Source organism: Cerasicoccus arenae, from assembly GCF_014651635.1.
GTDB classification, from domain to species: Bacteria; Verrucomicrobiota; Verrucomicrobiia; order Opitutales; family Cerasicoccaceae; genus Cerasicoccus; species Cerasicoccus arenae.
In genome coordinates this window covers 130636-152419 of record NZ_BMXG01000009.1, presented here as the reverse complement: position 1 = coordinate 152419, position 21784 = coordinate 130636, and the positions used below count along the sequence as shown (strand labels likewise).

General features: G+C 48.7%; 18 protein-coding genes. 9 read left to right on the top strand and 9 right to left on the bottom strand.

What is annotated here, in order from left to right; translation table 11 throughout:
* Positions 1-54: 54 nt before the first annotated feature.
* The 3 genes from IE065_RS09090 to IE065_RS09080 are packed head-to-tail and all read right to left on the bottom strand — an operon-like array spanning position 55 to position 3600.
* Positions 55-1254, bottom strand: a complete 1200-nt coding sequence (locus tag IE065_RS09090) for a hypothetical protein (RefSeq protein ID WP_189514211.1) — start codon at positions 1252-1254, stop codon at positions 55-57.
* A 16-nt stretch (positions 1255-1270) separates the two neighbouring features.
* Complete coding sequence (locus tag IE065_RS09085; protein WP_189514209.1) at positions 1271-2566, bottom strand: Gfo/Idh/MocA family protein; 1296 nt, start codon at positions 2564-2566, stop codon at positions 1271-1273.
* On the bottom strand, positions 2563-3600 hold the full coding sequence (locus IE065_RS09080; protein ID WP_189514207.1) for a LacI family DNA-binding transcriptional regulator: 1038 nt from the start codon (positions 3598-3600) through the stop codon (positions 2563-2565). The genes IE065_RS09085 and IE065_RS09080 overlap by 4 nt, the downstream gene beginning before the upstream one ends.
* Positions 3601-3704: 104 nt before the next feature.
* Here IE065_RS09080 and IE065_RS09075 point away from each other — a divergent pair, with 104 nt between their 5' ends.
* Entirely contained in the window at positions 3705-4445 is a 741-nt protein-coding gene (locus tag IE065_RS09075; RefSeq protein ID WP_189514205.1) for a hypothetical protein, read from the top strand.
* A gap of 95 nt (positions 4446-4540) precedes the next feature.
* Here IE065_RS09075 and IE065_RS09070 read toward each other — a convergent pair whose 3' ends face one another.
* Together IE065_RS09070 and IE065_RS09065 are read right to left on the bottom strand one after the other, a co-directional pair.
* Entirely contained in the window at positions 4541-5518 is a 978-nt protein-coding gene (locus IE065_RS09070; protein ID WP_189514204.1) for a Gfo/Idh/MocA family protein, read from the bottom strand.
* Between the two features lie 118 nt (positions 5519-5636).
* The gene (locus tag IE065_RS09065) at positions 5637-6104 is read right to left on the bottom strand and encodes a hypothetical protein (protein ID WP_194500020.1); all 468 of its coding nucleotides are present in this window, start codon (positions 6102-6104) and stop codon (positions 5637-5639) included.
* Positions 6105-6347: 243 nt separating this feature from the next.
* Between IE065_RS09065 and IE065_RS09060 the strand changes: the two genes are divergently transcribed.
* The 5 genes from IE065_RS09060 (at position 6348) to IE065_RS18365 (ending at position 12007) form a co-directional block, all read left to right on the top strand.
* Entirely contained in the window at positions 6348-7481 is a 1134-nt protein-coding gene (locus IE065_RS09060) for an extracellular solute-binding protein (RefSeq protein ID WP_189514202.1), read from the top strand.
* A 199-nt stretch (positions 7482-7680) separates the two neighbouring features.
* A complete protein-coding gene (locus IE065_RS09055) occupies positions 7681-8805 on the top strand; it encodes a glycoside hydrolase family 130 protein (RefSeq protein WP_229792081.1) in 1125 nt (374 codons plus the stop codon).
* A 24-nt stretch (positions 8806-8829) separates the two neighbouring features.
* Entirely contained in the window at positions 8830-11289 is a 2460-nt protein-coding gene (locus tag IE065_RS09050) for a glycoside hydrolase family 38 N-terminal domain-containing protein (RefSeq protein ID WP_189514200.1), read from the top strand.
* Between the two features lie 82 nt (positions 11290-11371).
* Positions 11372-11659 (top strand): DUF6298 domain-containing protein, encoded by a 288-nt coding sequence (locus tag IE065_RS18370; RefSeq protein WP_425491894.1) that lies wholly within the window; start codon positions 11372-11374, stop codon positions 11657-11659.
* Positions 11660-11797: 138 nt separating this feature from the next.
* A complete protein-coding gene (locus IE065_RS18365) occupies positions 11798-12007 on the top strand; it encodes a DUF6298 domain-containing protein (protein WP_425491893.1) in 210 nt (69 codons plus the stop codon).
* 98 nt (positions 12008-12105) lie between these two features.
* Here the strand turns inward: IE065_RS18365 and IE065_RS09045 are convergent, their stop codons facing one another.
* Both IE065_RS09045 and IE065_RS09040 read right to left on the bottom strand, forming a co-directional pair.
* Entirely contained in the window at positions 12106-13200 is a 1095-nt protein-coding gene (locus tag IE065_RS09045; protein ID WP_189514199.1) for a lactonase family protein, read from the bottom strand.
* Between the two features lie 22 nt (positions 13201-13222).
* Positions 13223-14236 carry a LacI family DNA-binding transcriptional regulator gene (locus IE065_RS09040; RefSeq protein WP_189514197.1) on the bottom strand — a complete coding sequence of 338 codons (1014 nt, stop codon included), beginning with the start codon at positions 14234-14236 and terminating at the stop codon, positions 13223-13225.
* 195 nt (positions 14237-14431) lie between these two features.
* On the opposite strand from IE065_RS09040, the gene IE065_RS09035 reads away from it, so the two are divergent.
* From IE065_RS09035 to IE065_RS09025, 3 genes are read left to right on the top strand one after another with little or no spacing between them, the layout of a single operon-like run.
* Positions 14432-15217, top strand: a complete 786-nt coding sequence (locus IE065_RS09035; protein WP_189514195.1) for an SDR family NAD(P)-dependent oxidoreductase — start codon at positions 14432-14434, stop codon at positions 15215-15217.
* Positions 15201-16427, top strand: a complete 1227-nt coding sequence (locus IE065_RS09030) for a CaiB/BaiF CoA transferase family protein (protein ID WP_200163374.1) — start codon at positions 15201-15203, stop codon at positions 16425-16427. Before IE065_RS09035 ends, IE065_RS09030 begins: the two co-directional genes overlap by 17 nt.
* Positions 16428-16453: 26 nt before the next feature.
* Positions 16454-17248: an enoyl-CoA hydratase/isomerase family protein gene (locus tag IE065_RS09025; protein ID WP_189514193.1), complete on the top strand. Its 795-nt coding sequence runs from the start codon at positions 16454-16456 to the stop codon at positions 17246-17248.
* A 73-nt stretch (positions 17249-17321) separates the two neighbouring features.
* On the opposite strand, the gene IE065_RS09020 is transcribed toward IE065_RS09025, so the two are convergent.
* Together IE065_RS09020 and IE065_RS09015 are read right to left on the bottom strand one after the other, a co-directional pair.
* Complete coding sequence (locus tag IE065_RS09020) at positions 17322-17888, bottom strand: hypothetical protein (RefSeq protein WP_200163375.1); 567 nt, start codon at positions 17886-17888, stop codon at positions 17322-17324.
* Positions 17889-17989: 101 nt separating this feature from the next.
* A complete protein-coding gene (locus tag IE065_RS09015) occupies positions 17990-21553 on the bottom strand; it encodes a hypothetical protein (protein WP_189514190.1) in 3564 nt (1187 codons plus the stop codon).
* Between the last annotated feature and the right edge of the window lie 231 nt (positions 21554-21784).

Sequence of the window (21784 nt, the reverse complement as noted above, 5' to 3'; positions counted from 1 at the left end):
TAAAAAAGGCCGCCGGAATAACATTTCGGCGGCCTTTTCTCTTTAAAAAATAGTCTAAGCAGTCGCTTCGATAAGCGTTTCTACTGGAGTCAGGGCCACGCTTACCCGCCCATTTACGGTGGTGGTATAACAAATCATCTGGTCATCTAAACAAAACTGTGGATGAGGATGAATGTGATACCGATTTATGCGTGCAGCGAGCCGTGGCACATACGAGAGGATTTCTACCGTACGTCCCGTAGCTCGATTTAGGAAGGCAACCTTACTATAGTCCGGGCGATCAGGTGGCAACGCGTCCGCCACGATGAGTGACCCTGCAGTATTCGAATGAGCATGCGAAACGCCATCAAAGCTCCAGACCAACTCCTCATGGCCCGTTTGCCACTCTACGAATTTCACCCCGTGCCCATAGTGAATAAACCAAACTTTGCTCCCATCGCCTCCCCACCATTCATGGCCGTGCATGCCAGGCCCATCATCTACCTCCCGAGACGGAAGACCACGATGGACATCAAGCGCCACGACTTTTTCTCCTCCCGCAGTATTCGCATAAATCGGACGGGCTTTCTCACCACGGCGAATTAGCCACATTCGGTTGTTAACCGGAGGTATCTCCCCCGTAACTGGGTCAACATAGGAATCCTGTGCGATCAATTGAAGATCTGAATCCACCGGACTGAATTGTCCATGATTGAATCCCGCATGCATCGTCTCCCATATCTCGACTGGATCACCGTTGAGTGGAGCAGCGCCAATGTGCGTCTCACGCCCAAGGGTCGAGTCGAGATTAAGACAACGTCGGTCAGCGGAAATGGTCAAATGCGTGGCAATGCGCCACGGCCTACGGTTTTTAACGAGATCATTGGGCAAGGCGTTGACAAAATGGCAGGGGTCATTTCTACCCGGTCCGCGCTTCCAGATTTCTGGCCCGGTGCACCAATAAGCTTCACCCGTGTCAAAATCGACCATAGGAGATGCGTCGAGAAAATCAGTTTCTGGGAAATGCCGAATCTCTCCATCGGCAAAATCAGCAACTGCCAACGTGCGTCCCGAATTCGCTAATCCACCAGGAGGGAATGCGCAGTAAATCCAGAGATATCGCCCATCACGCGAGAAGCTGGGGTTTACATAATAAAACGATTGCTGCAACGGTGCCGCGTTGTTGGCCAGCAGATAGCTGACGACACCACTCTGCGGATCCTTCCAAGGCTGTAGCAACGGGCTATTTAGCAATGCACTTAAATCAATACTCATATGTCTAAATAAATGGTTAAACAGAAATCAAATCTGCACATTCTGGATCAGTCTCCGAAAGTAACAGCTTAATTCTCTCCGGCAGTTCGGCGCAATCACCGGATGTTGCGCGCCCGCCAGGCTGTCCCCAGGGACAATCCGTTTCAGATGGGAACAACCCGCAATCGACGAAATCACGAAGCATCTCAACAATCCCAGGAATATAATTAACATAATCCATCGAAGTCGCCCCCGGTAATTGATTAACGAAATCGTCTGACAGGTGATGGATCCTATTACATGCCTGAAACGCCAAGGCATTCAAGCCAACCACCGGCCTACAGTCTTGAAGTAGGGTGGTTGGCCGATCGATGTCTCCATTGAAATAAGCCAGGTAACGACGCATGTTAGAGACAAGCGGAAAATCCTTTGGCAGCGGTAGGGATTCAACCACGCCTGAGCGATGACGAATAATAATTTCTGTATTGGGGTGGATGATCACAGATGCGTCATCGAACTCCAATTCTTCAACCGAAAGATCATCGTCGTCACACGAATTGGTCAAGCCAAGTCGGAAGCGCACCCCTCCGTCAATTTCACCACGCAGAAACAAGGTGTCTGGCCCCTGTATATCATTAACACGATAAAACTCGGCCTCGACAATTGCACACGACGCCCATGAAAATAGATCCTCACGCCCACAGAAGAATAACAGGTTATGTATATGGTGCGCCATGCCGTTTCCCAAACAAGAATCCAGCAACAACTGTCCGTCCCGCGCCAATCTTCCAGCCCATGGACTTCGTGCAAAATATCCGACTGTTCTTTTCCATGCACCGAGAAAGCGCACCTCGCGAAGCTGCCCGAATTCTCCCGCCAAAATTCTTCGTTTAAGATCAAGGCGCGACTTTTGTCCAATGTGATTGAACCCAACTTGCGTTGGAAGCCCCGCGTGACGGTCACATGCGATCATTCGTTCCAACTCAAACGGATCCAACGTAGGTGGCTTTTCCAAGTAGCAGGCAATGCCCGCTTCTACGCACTTGCGATGCATGACTGCGTGAAAGGGAATTGGCGCGGCAATCGAAGCCCAATTTTGCTTCGTCTCTAGATCGGATAACGAGCCTATCATCGCGTCAAAATCAGAGTAGACCGCGACTCCTCGAGAGCCTAGTTCGAATTCATTGATGGTATCTTGGAGATGACTTAGAGCAGGGTCACAGGCCGCATGGACAGAAAGTAGCCCATCCCGCTCAAGTTGCCACAAGGCATTATGATGAACGCGAGCAAAGCCGCCGATGCCAGCGACACATACGTGAGGTAGCGATTTCATTTGCTGGTGGATTGTCCAGATTTGAGCTCCGCAGGCACAAGCATTTGGACCGTTTTCCCGCCTCGATCAATGCGTTGAAGCATTAGCTTCAGCGCCAACCGACCAATCTCGATGTTATCAACTAAAGTGCTGGTCAAAGCGGGCGCATGAGAGCTACGCATAAAATCGTGAAAATGAAAACCGGTAATTGAAACGTCCTCAGGAATTCTCATTCCACGCCGCATCAGTTCCTCACTCAGGCAATATCCAGAAAAATCGTCTGCGGCCAACCATGCCTTAACGCCGCTTTTAATTCCTGCAACCACCTGATCAATTGCCTTAGTATCGCGGTAAGATTCACCATGGCTGAGTACCTCTTTATTGAAGCGTACGATATGCTCCATCTCTAAGGGAATGTCGTAATATGTCACCGATTCTGCAAATGCTCCAAAACGCGCGCGGGACCATGACACCTCCGGCATCAAACCGAAAAATCCCATGCGCTTGTGTCCCCAATCTCGCAAATGGCGAACAAGTGCATTCACCCCACCAGCCGTATCCAGCCCGACTAAGTCAATTGAAAGCCCTGGATAATCATGCATAATTGAAACCACTGGTATTCGTCGTACAAGTGTCTCCACAATCTCAGAAGGCCAGCGATACACCAAAATAACGCCATCACATGTGCCATCCAGTAGCGAAACAGGCCCCTTCTCGCCGAGGAACAACTCAGAGCAACTTTCCTGAGGACAATGGTGGATATGCAATGACACGCCATATCGGGAAGCCGCCTGACTCAACCCCTCAAGATAACCGCCAGGAGTGGTGCTACCACCCGTCAATATGAGGACATTGCGCTTTCGCTGCTCTTCAATCTTCTCTAACCCAGCGCGGGGCTGTTGGCCGACATAGCCGATAGCCTCTGCCTCTTGAATAATTCGGGAGCGCGTTTCCGGATGAATCCCAGAAGCATCCCGCAGCCCGCGGGATACGGTAGATACGGATAAATTAAGCCGCGAGGCGATATCTTGTAGGCCGACACTATTTTTGCTCATTTTGGCAATTTTCGCTAGTTTCCGATAACTTGCAAACATAAATTAGAGAATATTTGATGCGTAATGCTTGACATCTCGATAATTATCAATCTTAATGCGTATCTATGAACGTAAATACAACCCCATTACTTATTAAGTTCTCACTACTCGGTGGTCTCTTGGCCTCCATTACCTCGGTCGCGCAGGGCGACGTTCTCGTCTCATTGGGAGATACGCCAACTACGACTTGGAGTTCAGTACCTACCCTCGGGACCGCCAATGCCAATACGGACGGATTTGTAAGCATAGGCGGCAATGAACTGGAGCAAACAATCACCATAGGCTCCTCAGCAATAACTCTAGACAAGATCGAGTTCTCATACGGTGCGCCAAAGATGACTGCAGACTTGTCATTGTACATTTGGGAGATGGGTGGATCTGAAGACCCAACCCAGCCTGGCTTCGTTGATAACCGCATCAACAACCTGCTCTCCGCAAATAGCTACTCTTTCGACACAACGGTGGCAGGCATCTCAAACGGCAGCATACTCAGTTTTGATCTAACGGACAGCGATGAAATCACACTGTCGGCAAACACCTCCTATGTCATTAGCCTAAAATTCAACAACCGAACCAACAATGCGTCGATCGGATACACTACCGCTATTGATGGTCTGGATGCAAGTAGTGCTTATGTTGGTGGAGCCTTATTTTACAATGAAGGCTACATCGATGGCGGCAACGCCGGGACAGACTCAGCGTTTGCAATCTATGCAACAATTCCTGAACCAACCACCACGGTTCTGGCGGTTGCTGGCATTGCTGGAGTGCTCGTGGTAATGCGTAGGCGGTCACGCAAAGCGTAAGTGTAAGTTTTCAAGAAAAGCGGAAACACAGTTTCTAGTTTCATTCAAAACCCGAACCGATAAGGTTCGGGTTTTTTGTTTTTTACTAGTTGGGATCAGGATTTTATGCGCAACAACCAGCGAACAGGACGCAACTCTTCTTCCAGTGTAAATGGCGACAGATTCACCTCGGTTACGATCTCTTCCAAGAATAGCTCAAAGAAATCCACGCTGGGTGCAGTAACATCCAGCACACTCGGGCTCTGCCCATTCAGTGCCAAAATGCCAATCCGACCATTGTCAATAGACTCAACAAATCCCCGTTCGCCAAATATTCGCAACGTTTCATAACCCCACTGTCCCCAGTCATTTGGAGGCGGGCAACAATAGTTGGCAATGGCGCTGCCGATCGCTCCGCTTTCGAAGCGCATTTGCATTGATATAGCACGTTTGCAATCACTGTCTGTGTGTGGGATGCCGAGGGGCGTCTCCTCCATTTTCAATGAGGTGATCTTCATCCCAGCCACCTGTTCGGCGAAACGCAGATTATAAATACCTACCTGTCTGGCAAGGCCTCCATCGATTCGCTCATCTTTAGGTCGCCAGTCCATCCATGGGTACGATTTTTGGCTAAATACCTGAATGATTTCTCCAAGGACTCCAGAGGTCACTATTTCGCGCATCGCCAAATAGGGCTGCGCCAGCGAGCTATTATTCATTTCATGGAAACGCTTTCCTGTACGCAGCGAGGCTTCGATGATCCGATCCAATGCTGATTCGGTAAGACAGCATGGTTTCTCTGCATATGCATGTTTCCCCGCATTCAGCGCACGAATAATCTGCTCCCCCTGCTCATCTTTCCGCGGTGAGCAGAACACTATCAAATCTACTGTTGGGTCGTCGAGCAACTCCTCCAAGCTTGAGTAAACTGGAATTCCAGCATCCGCAAGGAGCTGCGCCGCCTTCGCCTGAAATCTAGCCACCGCCAAGAGTTTAGCTCCTGGATATTTGCCTTGAAGCATTTCGTGGTGAAGCTGATGTCCGACATCGCCATATAGGGCAACTCCTACTAATCGCATTTCTGATTCAGTCATAAGAAAGACTCTCTCACTAATAAAAAGGGGCCGTAGCCTAATTGCGCACCACAGAAAAAACCGCATCGGCTGATGCGGCTTTTTCTATGATCATATATATTATAGCCAAGCACGCGCATCACTGGAGCAGCACGCTTACGGAATCGATCCATGGACTCGGTAAGTTGTCACCAGACGCCTTCTTTACGATAATACCACTCCATTCGGATGAAAAGTTTACCGGCATATCTACATCCACGAAGCTATCATTTGCCGCATCGGCAGGTACTACCAAATCGCCAAGCATTTGCTGACCTTCGGCGCTCTTGACGTAAATGATATAACGCGCGGTTGGCTCCTCTGTCTTGAGGACACGAAAACGGATCTTCGACTCGCCAGCTGGCGTCGGCAGCCCCATCCAGTAGGTTACATAACCCCACTGGGCCATGGAGTCCTTGACTCGCGCAACGGTGGCATCTCCGACGGACTTAACCTCAAGCTGTCCGTCTTGCTTAGCGGAACCGCCATCCCCTTTGTAGGCACTCTCAGCCTCTGCTTTTTGGTAAGCCTGAGCTTGGGCGAAAACGGGCAATATCAGGGCTGCCATCAACGAAAGTTTAATAATCTTATTCATATTGAGGTCTCAATAAATGTTTGAAGTTTAGGAAAACAAAAACGATATTGTAACTTTTAGATACATTTGCAACTCTTTTCTAAAAAGGTGGTAATTTAAAGCAGCACACAACGAGGATCATAGATATGTAGCAACACCAACTCTGAATTGAGTCGCTGAGCAGCCACAAGAGGAACGAACGTAACAACTTATACGGTCAATAAATTTCTAAGAACCATGATTCATTTACGCGGTATCACTTGGGACCATCCTCGCGGCTATGCCCCACTCGAAGCATCTGTCGAAGAATACGAAACTGTTCAAAATATCCGGATAGAGTGGGTGAGGCGCACACTAAAGGATTTCGGCGACGCCGATCTCCGCCACCTATCCAACGACTACGATTTACTGATCATCGATCACCCGCACATCGGTGTAGCCGCAGACTCTAATGCACTACGCCCATTTGACCAACTGCTCGGTGCCGATGAATTATCTAAATTTGCCGCTGATTCCTCTGGTCCGTCCTACGCCAGCTATCAATACCTGAGCAAACAATGGGCAATACCGATCGATGCAGCGTGCCAAGTCGCAGTATTCCGCCCCGACCTCGTCGATGAATATGAGCTTCCGACTTCGTGGCCCAACCTAGCGAGGTTTGCGTCGAACCTGAAAGCCAGAGGCCTTTATCTTTGCACTCCCCTGTGCCCAACTGACGCCATGTGCTGCTTTCTCACACTATGTGCGCAGAACGGATATAGCAGTCTCGCTAATCGACCCAATGAAAAGCAGAGCGAGGTTTTGATTGCTGCCTTGGGCGCACTGCAAATGCTGCGAGATCACGGACATCCTCAAAGCACAGAGTGGAACCCCATCCAACTCCTCGAAGCCATGAGCCGCGGCGAAGATATTGCCTATTGTCCATTAGCTTTTGGTTATTCAAACTACTCCCGGATTGGCTACCGACCAAAACAACTCCAATTTCATGGCATTCCAGGGCAGGACAACGCGTTGCTAGGTGGTGCCGGAATCGCCATCTCATCACAGTGCAAGTTCCCTCGCGAAGCTGCTGCATATGCATGTCATGTGGCAGGTCAGGCATACCAGAAAAGCAACTACACGGTTTCAGGTGGTCAACCTGCTAGCCGAACAGCGTGGGAAGACAAAGAAGCCGACATGCATGCCGGTGGATTCTTCAGCCAAACCTATCCCACACTTCAAAAAGCCTACACTCGGCCACGCAATAAATCATGGCCAGCCTTTCAAGAGTCCTTGGGAGTTCATCTGCACACATTTCTGATTAACAATAACTCAATTGAGGATACGATTGTTTCAATCAGCGACCTGATTTCCCTCTACCACAGCAAATAATTATATCGACCTAGTAGATTGGATTGATGTAATTGTATTCTTATAATACATTAAAGCAATTAGACAACCCCTTAGCCTTCCGAGCATCCGAAGCGCACTATCGTCTAAGAATCGACACAAAAAATCCGCCAAAACATCCATGCCAACCATGCATAATACTTTTGAGTCTCAACTTAAACTACTGCGCGATCAGCATGATATGCTGCTTTCAACGCCGAATGTCGAAGACAGCGAATTTTATAACGGAATAATTACCCGTTACGCTAGCCCTATCATCACTGCGGCTCACGTCCCTTTAGAATGGAGGTATGACCTATCGCCCGAGCGTAATCCATTTCTGCAGGAGCGACTTGGCGTGAATGCAGTGTGTAATTCCGGCGCGATCGAATGGGAGGGAAAAATCGCGCTTGTCTGTCGCATCGAGGGCGTCGACCGCAAGTCTTTCTTTGGCGTTGCCATGAGTCCTAACGGCATCGAAAACTTCGAATTCATTGAGGAGCCGTGCGTTATTCCGGAAACGGAAATCCCAGATACCAACATCTATGACATGCGCCTGACTCGGCACGAGGACGGATGCGTCTACGGCCTATTTTGCACAGAGCGTAAGGATCCAAAAGCACCCTCTGGAGACACTTCATCTGCGGTTGCCCAATGCGGTATAGTGCGCACAAAAGATCTCTGCAATTGGGAACGACTTCCAGACCTTGTGACACCTTCCGCACAGCAGCGCAACGTCGTCTTACACCCAGAGTTTCTTAAAGGCCAGTACGCGCTATATACTCGTCCTCAGGATAGCTTCATCGATGCCGGCTCTGGCGGGGGATTGGGCTGGGGCTTAACTCCCACCATGGATGGTGCATGCGTCGAAAAGGAAACCGTCATTGAGCCGCGAGTCTATCATACCATTAAGGAAAGTAAAAATGGGCAGGGGCCTTCACCGATAAAAACTGAAAAAGGCTGGCTGCACTTGGCGCACGGCGTCCGAAATTGCGCCGCTGGCCTGCGTTATGTCCTCTACCTGTTTGTTACTGATCTTGACGACCCGAGACAAATCATTGCCGCACCTGGTGGCTACTTCCTTGCTCCAGAGGGTGAGGAACGCGTTGGCGATGTCTCAAACGTATTATTCAGCAACGGCTGGGTGAAGCGTGAGGACGGTTCCGTCCTGATCTATTACGCTTCGTCCGATACTCGTATGCATGTTGCAACAACCACAGTAGATCGATTGCTCGATTACGCATTTAACACTCCACCTGACAGTAGTCGATCAGCGGAAGCCGTTCGCCAGAGGATTGAATTGATTTCGAAAAATCGTTGTCAGTAAACACCCAAAGATTGACCACGTCCTATGCCACAAAAGCTTGATTGCACCCCAGAGCGAAAATGGAAAGTCTTTCTCGTTCATCACAGTCACACCGATATTGGCTATACGCAGTTGCAGAACCGAATAGCTAGGCATCATGTTTCTTTTTTGGATCAGGCAATCGATATTTCGAGCCAACTTAGCAATGATGAATCTTTGTCTGGTTTCAAATGGACTAACGAGTGCTTTTGGTCGATCGAGCAGTGGTTGAAGCAGAACGACTCCAGTCGAATGAGTAAGCTTGTTGACTGTATTCAGCAAGGCACAATCGGTCTTTCGGCAACCTATTTGCATTTCAATGAATTAATTGATGATGACCTGATGCGTGCCTCGATTGAACGATCTGCAGCATTTGCGCGCATTCACGAGCTACCACTCGACACTGCGCTTTCGGCGGACATCAACGGCTTCAGTTGGGGTTATGCACAGGCGCTAGCGGACGCGGGCGTCACGAATTTTATTACCAGCATCCACTCGCATCACGGACTGGCTCCACTTGGAAAACGTCAGTTCCCGTTTCTCTGGGAAACTCCTTCAGGTCAAGAACTTCTCGTCTGGAATGGGGAGCACTATCAACTGGGTAACGCACTGGGCCTCGCGCCGGGCGCGGTTATTACCTATGGTTTCACCGACGAGTTACGCCCAGCCACACGTAAGATGGATTGTTATGATATTGCTGCAGTGAGATTGCCACGCTATCTGCGTCAATTGGAGCGCGATGGTTATCCTCATGATTTTGTGCTCCTGCAAGCCACAGGCGCGATATCTGATAACGCCCCACCATCTGCTGAAATAGCCCGTTTCGTCAACTATTGGAATCTACGAAATGACGATTGGATTCAGGTAACAATGGCGACGCCATCCGAATTTTGCCGCCATGTACGAGAGCAAGTGAAGGAGATTCCGCGCCTAAGTGGAGACTGGCCGGACTGGTGGTCAGACGGACTCGCCGCCAATCCAAACGAAGTTCGTCTAGCGAGGGAGGCTATGCGTATCGGCCACTGGTCTAAAAAATTAGCGGAGAGGAAAGGTATCACATTATCCGTTTCCAAATCAGATAGATTGGAACAAAACCTACTGCTTTTTTCAGAGCATACATTCAATCACTCTGATTCGATGTCGGCACCCTGGGGCCTGATTTCAAAAGGAATAAGTGGATGCAAAAACGCAACCGCTGCAGGTGCCTACGAAGCAGCAATGGATCTACAAGATTACATACTAGAGATCCTCGGTGAAAAAGTAAACACCAGCCCTAGTTCCACCGAAAAGCTAGTTTATAAAGTCATCAACCCATTCTCGGAACCAGTTGACGACGTTGCCTCCCTCTACCTTGAATATAGGGACTTCGGCGAGCTGTCCACCGATCCAGAAATCTGCGAGCGGGATTCTGGATCAGTCATGGGGTCTTCCAAGTGTAAGGCACCTCGTGGTTATACATTTGATATCCATGTTAAGCTGGCCGCGAATGAGGAGGCTGAATTCGAGCTACATGCCGGCACTGGCTCGATTCGCTCATTGCAGCGCAATTTTTCGGAAGTAGGAGCAGACTACGATGTGGAAGGAAGGGAAGCCAGCACTTCCAAGTGTCGAGTTGACCACTCAGGAATTGAGACTCCACTTCTTCGGCTAGATTTTGCCGAGAACGGCGAAATTACTTCCCTGCTAGACAAGTCCAACGGATTGGAGTTGCTCAACGCGAATCGTCATCATGCCCCGTTTACACCTGTTTACGAAGTCACCCCCGTCGGCGAGAACGACGGCGAGCGTATGTGTGACGTTAGGCGTTCATTTGGGCGTAATCGAAAAGGAAAAAGCGTCCGCCGAACTGCCGGAGTTATTTCGGACGTCTGTTTCCCGAAAGCAACACACATTCACATTCTAGTCGAAATCACATATGCGCTCGAAGGCGTGGAATGGTTGAAGCTCTTTTTGAAAATTTGGCGTAACGCACCTCGGATCGATGTGACCGTTCACATGCAGAAAAAATGCATTTGGGAGCCGGAAAGTCTTTTTCTCGCTCTTCCCTTTTCAACTCCCGGAGGCCAGTTCTACCTCGACAAGCCCGGAGGCCCGATTCGTCCCTGGCAGGATCAATTACCCGATACTCTCACCGATTGGTTTTGTTTGCAAAACGGCTATGCTATTTGCGGCTCAGGGTACGGTCTAGTGGTCACAATGCCAGACTCCCCTCTCCTTCAACTTGGGCCACTTGACTTTGGCAAGCGCCTACTCATGGGCCATCCGAACCTGCGCATTGAAAATGTACGGCCATACGCATGGCTCATGAACAACTACTGGGAAACCAATTTTGAAGCAAACCTCGGCGGTTTCCACGAGTTCAACTATCGGTTGGAATTCGGAAGCCACTTGGCTGGCTCGCAAGAAGCGATTCGTCGCTGCCAAATTCTGAACCACGGACTGAAACCATTTAGGATTAACCAATGAAAATCATTAATGGTTGATTTACGATAGATGGAAGAGCTTTATGGGGTGGGCAAGTCAACACGGCATGGTGGATGGGTGAAATATCGCCATCAGCAGGAGAAAATACCGGTGTCAGTATTACATCGTTCCAAGCAGAATTGGCTCTGGATTGACTGAATATCTGACGGAATTAGCACAGCGGATGGTTTGTGATGTCATGCCGTTCTATCACGGTGGCCCAGGAATCTGGTATGACCGACGCCGTGATGATCACTCTACAGAACCTCGACAGGATGGGAACTTACAACCACTTTATTTTGAAATGCCATGGGAAAGTTCTAAAATCGAAATTGCATGGGATGGCTTATGCAAATACGATTTGGCCACTTAGCTACTTCAGCCCTTATTTTTTCACACGTATTTCAATTCTCTGGCCCCCTCGAGTTTCTGCTTTTTTTCTCGGTATGATTGCTGAATGGGAAGACGAAACGAATAGACGGATCAAGGTAGCGCTAATAACGAGTAAAATATTAACGACGAGATTCTTGATGATCCATTGCGCAAAAATCAAATCGATGTCGTTGTCTTACGTTATTGGCAAAGGCAGCCAGATGGTACAATGTGGGCACCCCGAGGAGATGGGCAAGTGCAGTTGATGAATCAGCAGCTTCCATCTCATCACGGCACAGAAATCACCAAGCCGACGGCTGAAGACTGGTTATTGCTCCTGAAAAGATAACTGCTCAATGATTCCTTAGTATATCGGATATAAATAGTGGGCTCATCAAAACCATGTTGCATTTTAAGGATTAAGTCACATGGTAATAAAGCACAGCTTCAGCGTCCGCTATCGGGGTGCCATGCAAGACAAACGGGCGTGCCCGCCCAAGTCCCAATTGCTGGCCCCGCAGGGATAAGTCCTCCATCAGAAGTTCGCTGAAAAACAAAGATTGCGGATGAATCCTGCGCTGCACAAAGCAGCCAACGGTTATCTGGTGACAACACTATATCGCGGGGGATATTACCGCCACAAGGTATGTTTTCTTTTATTCGGATCTGACCCGCTGCTGCATCGCAGACCAACGTTACTACCTGACCACTTGCACGGTGCGAAACATACACAACTCGTCCGTCTAAAGACATTCGGATTGCAGCTGAAGATGATTTTCCACTTGCTGCTTCTTCGGCCGATAAACTTGTAGCGGAATCTATGGTAATCAGATAGTCGTCCTTCCAACGCAACAGCGTTACTTCTCCCGTTAACTCACCGAGCGCGAGCACATGTCGTCCATCTGGGTGCAGAGCCAAGTGCCGTGTCCCCGAGCCCTTAGGCAAGGCGGTAACTTGCTGTTTTTCCCAAAGACCAGAACAGGCTATGCGCCGGTAAACCACGATGCAATCCGCACCGAGATCTGTCGCCAAAAGAGTGCGCTCGTCCAGAAAAGACACCATGTGTGAATGCGGTCCCTTCTGGCGCACGTGACATGGTCCCGAACCTTCATGCTGAAAAACTTGGCTTATAGCCCCCAAAGAGCCATCCCCTAATAGTTGCAACAGGCAAACTCTTCCCTCTTCATAGCATGCTATCGCCAATAAGTCTCCACTTGGTGAAACCGTAAGGTGGCAGGGATACCCACCAGGTAAAAGCTGGCGATTGATCAAAACAGGGAGCGCGGTCCGTGAATCAACACACCAAGCACACACTGCTGGACCTTGTTCACTGGCGCGCTCCTCCACACTGTAGAGATACTGCCCAGACGAACTAAAGGCTAGGTAACTAGGATTGATTGTTGGGGCCACACCAATTGCTTTCAAAGAGCCATCTCCCGGTGAAAAAGCGAAAACGCTAATACCTTGGCCCTCGTTCAGTGAAACATGAGGCATGCTTTCTGTATAACTGCCTACATAGAGTAAAAATGGCTTATCGGTCATAGTAATTCCGCCTCCAGATAACTTATACCGAACGCACCGTGCATCCTTCTCTCCATCGCGCAGATACAAGAAGACGCTCCGAGCAATCAGGCAGACCACGTTCGCCGAATTGCAACATCCGGGCAAGGCGATCCACTGCGAGTTCGCCGACTCGGGCGTGGCTATGATAGATGCCAGATAATTCAGTTTCCTCGTCTGAAAGCGTGTAGCCAACAACGCCTACTTTATCGGGTACAGCATAACCCGCCGCCCGCAACCACCCGATTATCTCGGAACTACGGACTACGACCGCATCAAGACGATTTCGCGTAAACCAATCGATAAAGTAATTCCGATCCAGCACATCATAAAGATCAATCACGATGTCCTGACCTTCACTGTGGGCCATAAATGCCGAGTAGGCACGGCGGTCCATTCGCTCGTTGTCCTGCCGCCACATGGAGATACCGATTCGTCGATAATTCCGCGCCCTAAGGATTTCGAGTAGACTCGTCATCGCGCGAAAATGATCGGTTGCAACAATCGGTAGCTCCGGCTTCACTAAAGTATGACCGATGCTGACAGCTGCCAAACGCTGCCATGGCAACGATAGGCTGCCGCGCACATTCGACTGTGGTGCAATGATCACGCCGTCGATCCGACGCGCGTCCAAAATCGCCGCCAAGCGTTTTTCTGTCATGCCCTTTTCGCCCAACCAGAATTCATCAATACGGTAGCCCAAGCATTGGGCGCGTTTGCGAGCTCCTTGCAGAATGTCGCTATAGCCAGGAAAAATCGCCATGTTTGTCTGTCGATCGTGGTTGAATACCCAACCAATCGTTGCTCGGTAGATATTTTTCGATCGTTGTGACTTCCGATAGGACGCCAGTGATGTAAGATATGGATCAGGGGCGTAACCCAACTCCGTTGCCTTCTTATTAACCATTAGACGAGTTGCCTCGGCAATGCGTAGGTCACCTTTCAGCGCTTTTGATACGGTCGTAACATGAAGACCCAGTTGGTCCGCGATATTCTTTTGGGTTAAACGGGGATTCATGAACTGGGAACTATATCTGAATACATAAAATGCTGAGGATAACGTCTTAAATATTGCAATTGTTTCTATAAGAGACAATTATTTTCTGACTCCTTTATCGCCACAAGAACGTAGGGATAATGTAACCATCCATTTCCAATGTGTGAAATGTCTACCCCTTGCTCTACTGGCGTGCTTTCTGACAAGAATATGCTCATGAAAAAACTCAAAGGTAAGGTCTCCATTATCACTGGTGCAGCCAATGGCATCGGACTCGCCATTGCTCAGAAGTTTGCTGACGAAGGTGCCGTTGTCATCATGGGAGACATTGACCTATCTGCCGCTGGACAGGCTGCCCACTCAATCAACAAGCAGCATGCTAATGCTGCCATCGCCATTGAATGCGATGTCACCAATTCCAGTGACGTTAGTGCCTCCATCGCATTAGCGGAATCCCAATTTGGTCGCCTCGACATCCTCGTCAACAACGCCGCAGTTGCAATTGGTGGAAAGATAACAGAAATGCCTGAGGCCGAGTGGAACCGAGTGCTCAATACCAACCTGACAAGCGCCTATCGCACCATAAGCTCTGCGCTTCCCATTATGCTGCAGCAGGGGAGAGGATGCATCATCAACCTCTCCTCGACACAGGCGCATAGGAGTTGGGCAAGCTGGACGGCATATGCAGCGGCTAAAGGGGGGCTACTCGCAATGACCACTCAACTCGCAGGAGAATTTGCTGCGCAGGGCATCCGTATTAATGCAATTTCCCCCGGGGCAATTGACACTCCTATGAATGCCGAACGTATGGCGAAAGAGGGTGGAGACTTGAAACAAGGTCTCATCGACATGCATGCCATGAAACGTATGGGAAAGGCCGAGGAAGTGGCCGCTGTTGCGGTATTCCTCGCGAGTGATGATTCCAGTTTCATAACCGGCCAAGACATAGTTGTCGATGGCGGCCTTTGCACCCTCCCTCGTTACCATGAACCACGCAATTAACATTATGCAACAAGCACTCAATGGAGTAAAAGTACTCGACTTCACCCAGCTTCTCCAGGGGCCTTATGCGACCCAAATGCTCGGAGATCTCGGTGCCGATGTTATCAAGATCGAGAAGCCGGGATCTGGTGACATTTACAGGAGCATGACTTTCTTCAATCAATGGGTTGGCGGCGACGAAAGTCTTTGCTTCCTACCATGGAACCGAAATAAGCGCTCTCTCGCGATTGACCTCAAATCAACAGAAACTGTTGAAATTATTCGTGGGTTAATCAAGCAGGCCGATATCATTGTGGAAAACTTTCGCCCAGGCGTCATGGAGCGACTTGGGTACGGCTATGATACATGCAATGAACTCAATCCGGGAATCATCTACTGCTCTGCCACTGGCTGGGGCGCCGATGGTCCCTACCAAAATCGACCTGGCCAAGATTTGCTGGTTCAGGGACTTGCGGGAGTGGTGATGGCTAGCGGCAAACAATCCGACGGACCGGTGGCAGTCGGCACTGCTTTGAGCGACCAACTTGGCGCGTTACATATTGTCTATGGCGTACTCGCCGCCCTTTACCATCGTGAGCAGACCGGGCGCGGGCAGCGGGTCGAGGTCAATTTGCTCCAGTCAGTTCTCGCTTACTCCATGCAGGACTTCTTTACTGTCCAAAACGGTGCCCGCGCCTTCACTCGGCCTGAATCAGGCATTGCCCACCCCGGTAACGGCGCACCCTTCGGCATTTATCCAACTGCTGACGGCTATCTCTCGATTGCGATGAATCCTTGGCCAAAGGTCGTCGAGGCGCTAGATGAACCTACCCTTATGCGTTTTAATGATCCCCAAGTTCTTTTTGATCGTCGCGACGAAATTTACGACCACATCGCGACCATTACTCTCACCCGAAAAACAGAAGAATGGCTGGAAATCATGCTCGCACTCGATCTCTGGGTTGCTCCGGTGAACGAACAAAAAGCCGTTGAGAATGACCCCCAGGTACAGTATCTGCAAGCCTTCCGAGAAATCGAACACCCTAAGGCTGGTCGCATTCGCGTGACTGATGTGCCTATCCGCCTCAGCGAGACACCGGGAGACATTAAGCGCCCCCCCCCCCTCATCGGACAGCACAGTCGTGAAATACTCGAAGAATATGGCATATCGGGCGAAGACATCGATCACTTACTTAAGACCGGTGTCGTGACCGAGGAAGCAGTGGGCTAGGAAGAATAATCTTCAATTACACTCCAATGATCTACGAAAACATTATCCTGTCCATTGAAGCCGGTGTGGCCACATTGACCTTCAACCGCCCCAGTAAGCTAAATGCCATGAACGCACACATGATGAATGAGATCATCGCGGCGTTAGAACAAACAAACATCGATGAGAAAGTTCGCGTGGTCGTCATTACTGGCGCTGGAAAAGCTTTTATGGCCGGAGCCGACATCGTGGAATATGCACAGCAAACGAAATCAAACTTTAACCGCTTTCAGAACCGTGGCCGCTGCCTATATGCCGCGATTGAAGGCCACCGCTGTCCGGTAGTTGCCGCGCTCAATGGCGTTGCATTCGGTGGTGGATTTGAGATTTCCCTAGCATGCGATATGATCCTAGCAGTCGCTGGATCACAGGCTGGTTTGCCTGAAATACTATTAAACTTGATACCAGGCGGAGGAGGTACACAACGGCTACCTAAAAAGCTCGGAATCAACCGGGCAATGGAGCTCTTGCTTACCGGAAAAGGCACCTCAGTGGAGCAATTACAGGCTTGGGGTATCATTAACCACATCTATCCGGAAGATAGCTTCGCAGAGGACGTCCGTCAGTTCGCTAAGGCTTTAGCCGAGCGGGCACCGGAGCCAGTACGGCTTCTAAAACAACTTGCCCGTTCTGCATGGGGGGGGGTGGACTCTGCAAATCTCGCTATAGAAAACCAGTTGCTTGAGACTTACTATCTCTCGGATGCAGGTCAGCAACAAATCCAGGCGTTCTGCCAACGCAGCCTCGAACGAAGCCAGCGCAAAGCCAAAACAGGTTCGTAAATCGCCTCGTTAGACTATCTAAATGCTCTAAAAATAAGGACTTCGCATATCAATGTAGCAAGTCCACGCAAAATCAGTTTAATTGTTTATATTCGGCGATCGATTTTACTTCCACTCGATCCCGGCGGGTTTCGCTTTCAATAATGAAGATCAGATAACGCACACTGGATTCCTGAGGCCATTGACTGTTGAATATATCTTGTAGTTTCTCGTTGCGTATGGCCAATATTTGCAACTGAACATTTTGATTAGGGCCTATTTCCGGAAGCGCAGTTTCATAGGAATTGGGATCCATCTTGAATTTATTCTTTCCGTAAATAATCCCTAAAGTTCGATTCGATAAATTAAAATAACGGCTACTCCCAAAGGGGAAGCTTGCTAACGAATCATCCATACCGAAAACACGAATAGTTCCGCTTTTTCCGTCCCGGACAAATAAGAACAACCAGTCTTTACTCGATCCATTTACCATGTAACGGCACACGGGTTCCCGCACCTGCGACCCATCGGCGGCAGATCTCATCTTATAAAAGACTATTTCAGGATTTCCTGTATAGGTATATACTTCGGAACGAAAACTTTGCGGAACTTTGATTTGATGATCTTCTCCATCTGCCGACTGGAAATATAAATCAGGCATATCCGAAGATTGCCAACCAAGTGTCCGGAAGTGAAACGAAGTGGACTCATCTGCGTTCGCCACAGTCGCACCAACGATCAAACACGTGACCAATGCAGCTATTATATTTGTTCGGAATCTAGCCATCTAAAGGAAATTATTTTAAATTTTCGTCCAAGCGTATTACCGATGCTTGGGCTGTAGTATTGCAGGTTCGCAGGATTGTTGTCTTCACGCACAACAGGTTCAATCGTACGTTGGACAATTGCTTCTAACCAGGCCTCAGACGAGACTTCGTTAGTAATGGGATTCAGCACTTCACCATAACTCCTGATCCGGAAAGTATCCGAACGAACCGTTAGCATGCTACCCAATGCCACTAGGATATCTGCTTGAGTCAGATAACCGGCCATTCCCAAAGCCACCTTTTGCCGCTGTCCACCTGAAGTGCGTTGATTGTCCCAATTTAGAAAATCCAACTCACTGAGATCGGTGGACTCATCCAAGAAATCAGGATTTGCATTGATTGGAAACAACGAATCTATCTGCGACTCCCATATAGCACTCTGCAGAGCACCACCAAGTCCATACTCATCGTCTGTGAGTGAACGATTTACAAAATCAGCCATACTCATGAAGGGGCCTCGACGGCGAACTTGATCAACGATATTTCCAGCAAGAACTTTAATTTGTCCATCACTTAAGCGAGAGAATCCCCGCCATGCCTCTTCGCTGGTGCCATTAGGCATGGTGAACTTTCCAAATGGATATGATACTTCAGTAAACGAATCACTCTGCAGCGATCCGCTTTCACTGTCGAAATATCGAACAACCCCTTCGCGCAGCCCACCGAGAATAGCCGCCCAAGCATCCACTGATGTCGAGTTCACATTGAACGCGCCTTCATTCGTCAAATGGACTGCCGACCAATCGTAAGCATCGGCTTTTATCTGATTCCCAGATGCAATACTTGCAGTGGCCGAATCAATAGACTGTTCAGTGTTCATCGCAAAGCGAAGACGTGAATTCGCAAGTTTCTCCTCCCCACGTGCAAAATCTCTATAGACCGTTTCTACATCCTTAATTGTGCCGTGGACATCGAATGTTTTCGGACTTATAGATGAGAAGAAGTATCCGTCCCATAACGCCTCATTCATCAAATAGCTATAATCTGGTACGTAGGTTGGATAATCGTAGGCAGAGTTGTCCCTCTTGTATCGATATATAGCGACTTTCTCGGTTTTGGGCAGATACGGAGAAGCAAAGGAATTGCCGACTGGATGCAACGCGTCATGTCCTCGCATTCCGATATTGGCGTGCATTAGTTGTCCCAGACTTGTCAATGGAGCAGTTGGTACCTCGTATATACTAACAAAAGATTCGCCACTCGCGTTATCAGGGCCCCAAAAACCTCTATTTCCCTGACCAAGATTGACCGCCGAAACTGAATCAGCGGCATCCAATTTTCTGCGCCAGGCAGGAACTGGAAACGAGTGCTCTTCCTGTCTGGGAATGAGTGGTGTAGAATTTCGAGCTCGTATATTGCTGAATCCTGCGTGTGCGATCGCTTCCGTATCTGACGCAGACTTCAGGTAGACATCAAAACGCGCGATGATAAACTTCGCCCCAATCGGTAAATTTGCGAATCTATACCAAGTGCTCAAGTCGGGTGCCAGCTTTGGAGAACCACGATCTGTGTCCACGCCTGCCCCACCATTCTGCACCCATGCCACAGGGTAAAGATTGTTTGAATCTAAAGACGCATTGTAAAGGTATTGTCGAGGGAAAGTAGCGATGCAAATTTCTGGTTGGGTAATATCTGGGTCGGGGGATCGATCTTTCCGGGACCAATCAGTAACCAAATAGCTTTGTATTAATGCGTCTCCTGCATCCTCAAGGCGAATCCACATGCTTTGCATGTCGTCTCCTGTAATACCTAAAGGTATCGCAACACCACCCGATGAATTCCAGCCTTCCTGCGCCACAATGGGAGCAGGAGAACTTGAATTCACTAAGTCTGAATAGAACTGAGGACTCGTATTCCCTGGAGAATAAACCTTAATTTCTCCAGGTGCCAATACGATTGGATCACTACCGCTACCAATGACCAAATCAAGGAGCCTCCCACTCGTATTTCCAGTGATTTGTTCTAGCTTAATGTTGCTAAAGGCTTTTCGCGGGGCGGTATCATACCAATCGCAAATAAATTCTTTATCCGCCCCAAAATCAAATCTCAACGGAAATGCTCGCGGATGGATTTTCAAGCCAGTAAATTCAAGGTTCACATTGTAAGGATTCCATACGGTGACTACTGGATCCCAGACCAAATCAACCGCATAGGTAAACGTCTGATCTGGAGGCGTTTCGCGCGCAGGATTAACTGGCCTAAGGCGCAGGCTGAAAAGATATTCAATATGAGTGACTACCGGTGCGATCGCTGCATCCGTAACACGTAAAATTGATTTTGGCCCGACAGAGCTATTTACGTTATAATCTAGTTTTTCCTCAGTATCCATGCCCAATGGATCAGATTTGACACGATTATCAAAGCCAAATTGATGTCCTGCATTATTATCAGCATGATACGAGTTTGGTAGTGGACTATCTGCCCTGGCTCTTATCGACGGTATTGATCCATCGTAATACACATCTTTGTACTGACGATAGAAATTTCGTAGCAAATGCCAAGTTGGACCATGTACTATAGCTCCATCAGAAATCTCTTCTGAAAACACATACTCTGCCGCAAAAGAAACGTATGGGATATTCTCATTGCCTGCAAAATGATCAGAAGTATTGAAGTTTGCGTCTGACATTTCAAAGGCCAGTGACATATCTCTCTTTAGTCCACCATCGCGCGTGTTGGTCAATAATCCCGTAGAGAATGTCGTGAAATCATGAAAATGGTTTCGTGAACTAACTGCTAATTGAGGGCTCAGCAATGCGATCTCGTTTTCAGATGCTATTTCCAATACTCGCGAACTGTCTTGCGGAAATAGAGACATGGATTCAACTACTCGCAAATCAGCACGAGGAAATGCAGCGAGTGCGCCACGATCAGATGGCAATTCTGAGGCTATTATTGGTTTCCCTTTGAGATTATAGCGCGCTTTCAGCCCTTCATCGCCAATCCACCATCCATAACTGCCGGTCACCTGTTGGCCTTCATAAATCGGTTCCTTCGGTACAACAACAGCATCATCAGGCATGCCATTACTATCGATATCATTCGCTAAATCGATCGAACCAGATCCAACTAAAATTACTTGATCCGTATTCAAAACATTTCCTTCGGAGTCGATAGCAGGAGCATAATTTCGGGCTGCCTCTTTATCCTCAAGTAAACCTGACACAAGATAGGTGAGTAAATTGCCAGTCGCTGAATCATAAATTCCTGTCCAGTTGTGATTCTCTGCAGAAACGATCGAAAAGGGCATATTGGGTTGATTATTCTCTATATCGGCCGAGGCAGTAACGCGTCGATCATCACCCGCATACATCTGTAAATTGCCAAGAGCTGTCTCTAGACCTAATAGCGCGTTTTGACGCGCTTGGGCTAAATTTAAACTCGACTCTGTCGATAGCATCTCAACCCGCAACAAAGTGCTAATAGCTAAGATCAATAGAACCATCAACCCCATCAGTGAAAGCGCAATGACTAATGCGAATCCACGACTGCGGTGCATACTCCTACGTCTACATCTGAAATGGCCAATATTGCTTAGAGTGGTAGAGAGGCTTCCCTTTTGATCGATGCATATACCACTTGCACTACCCGGATTACTTATACGAGAAGACGCCAATAAACTCTGATCCAGCTGGACGCTCAAGTGCCTAGGGGTATTACGATCCATATTTGAAATTCTCTATATTTATCCCAATAATTCAAGTTAATTTCTCTATTTTTCTATTTTTCT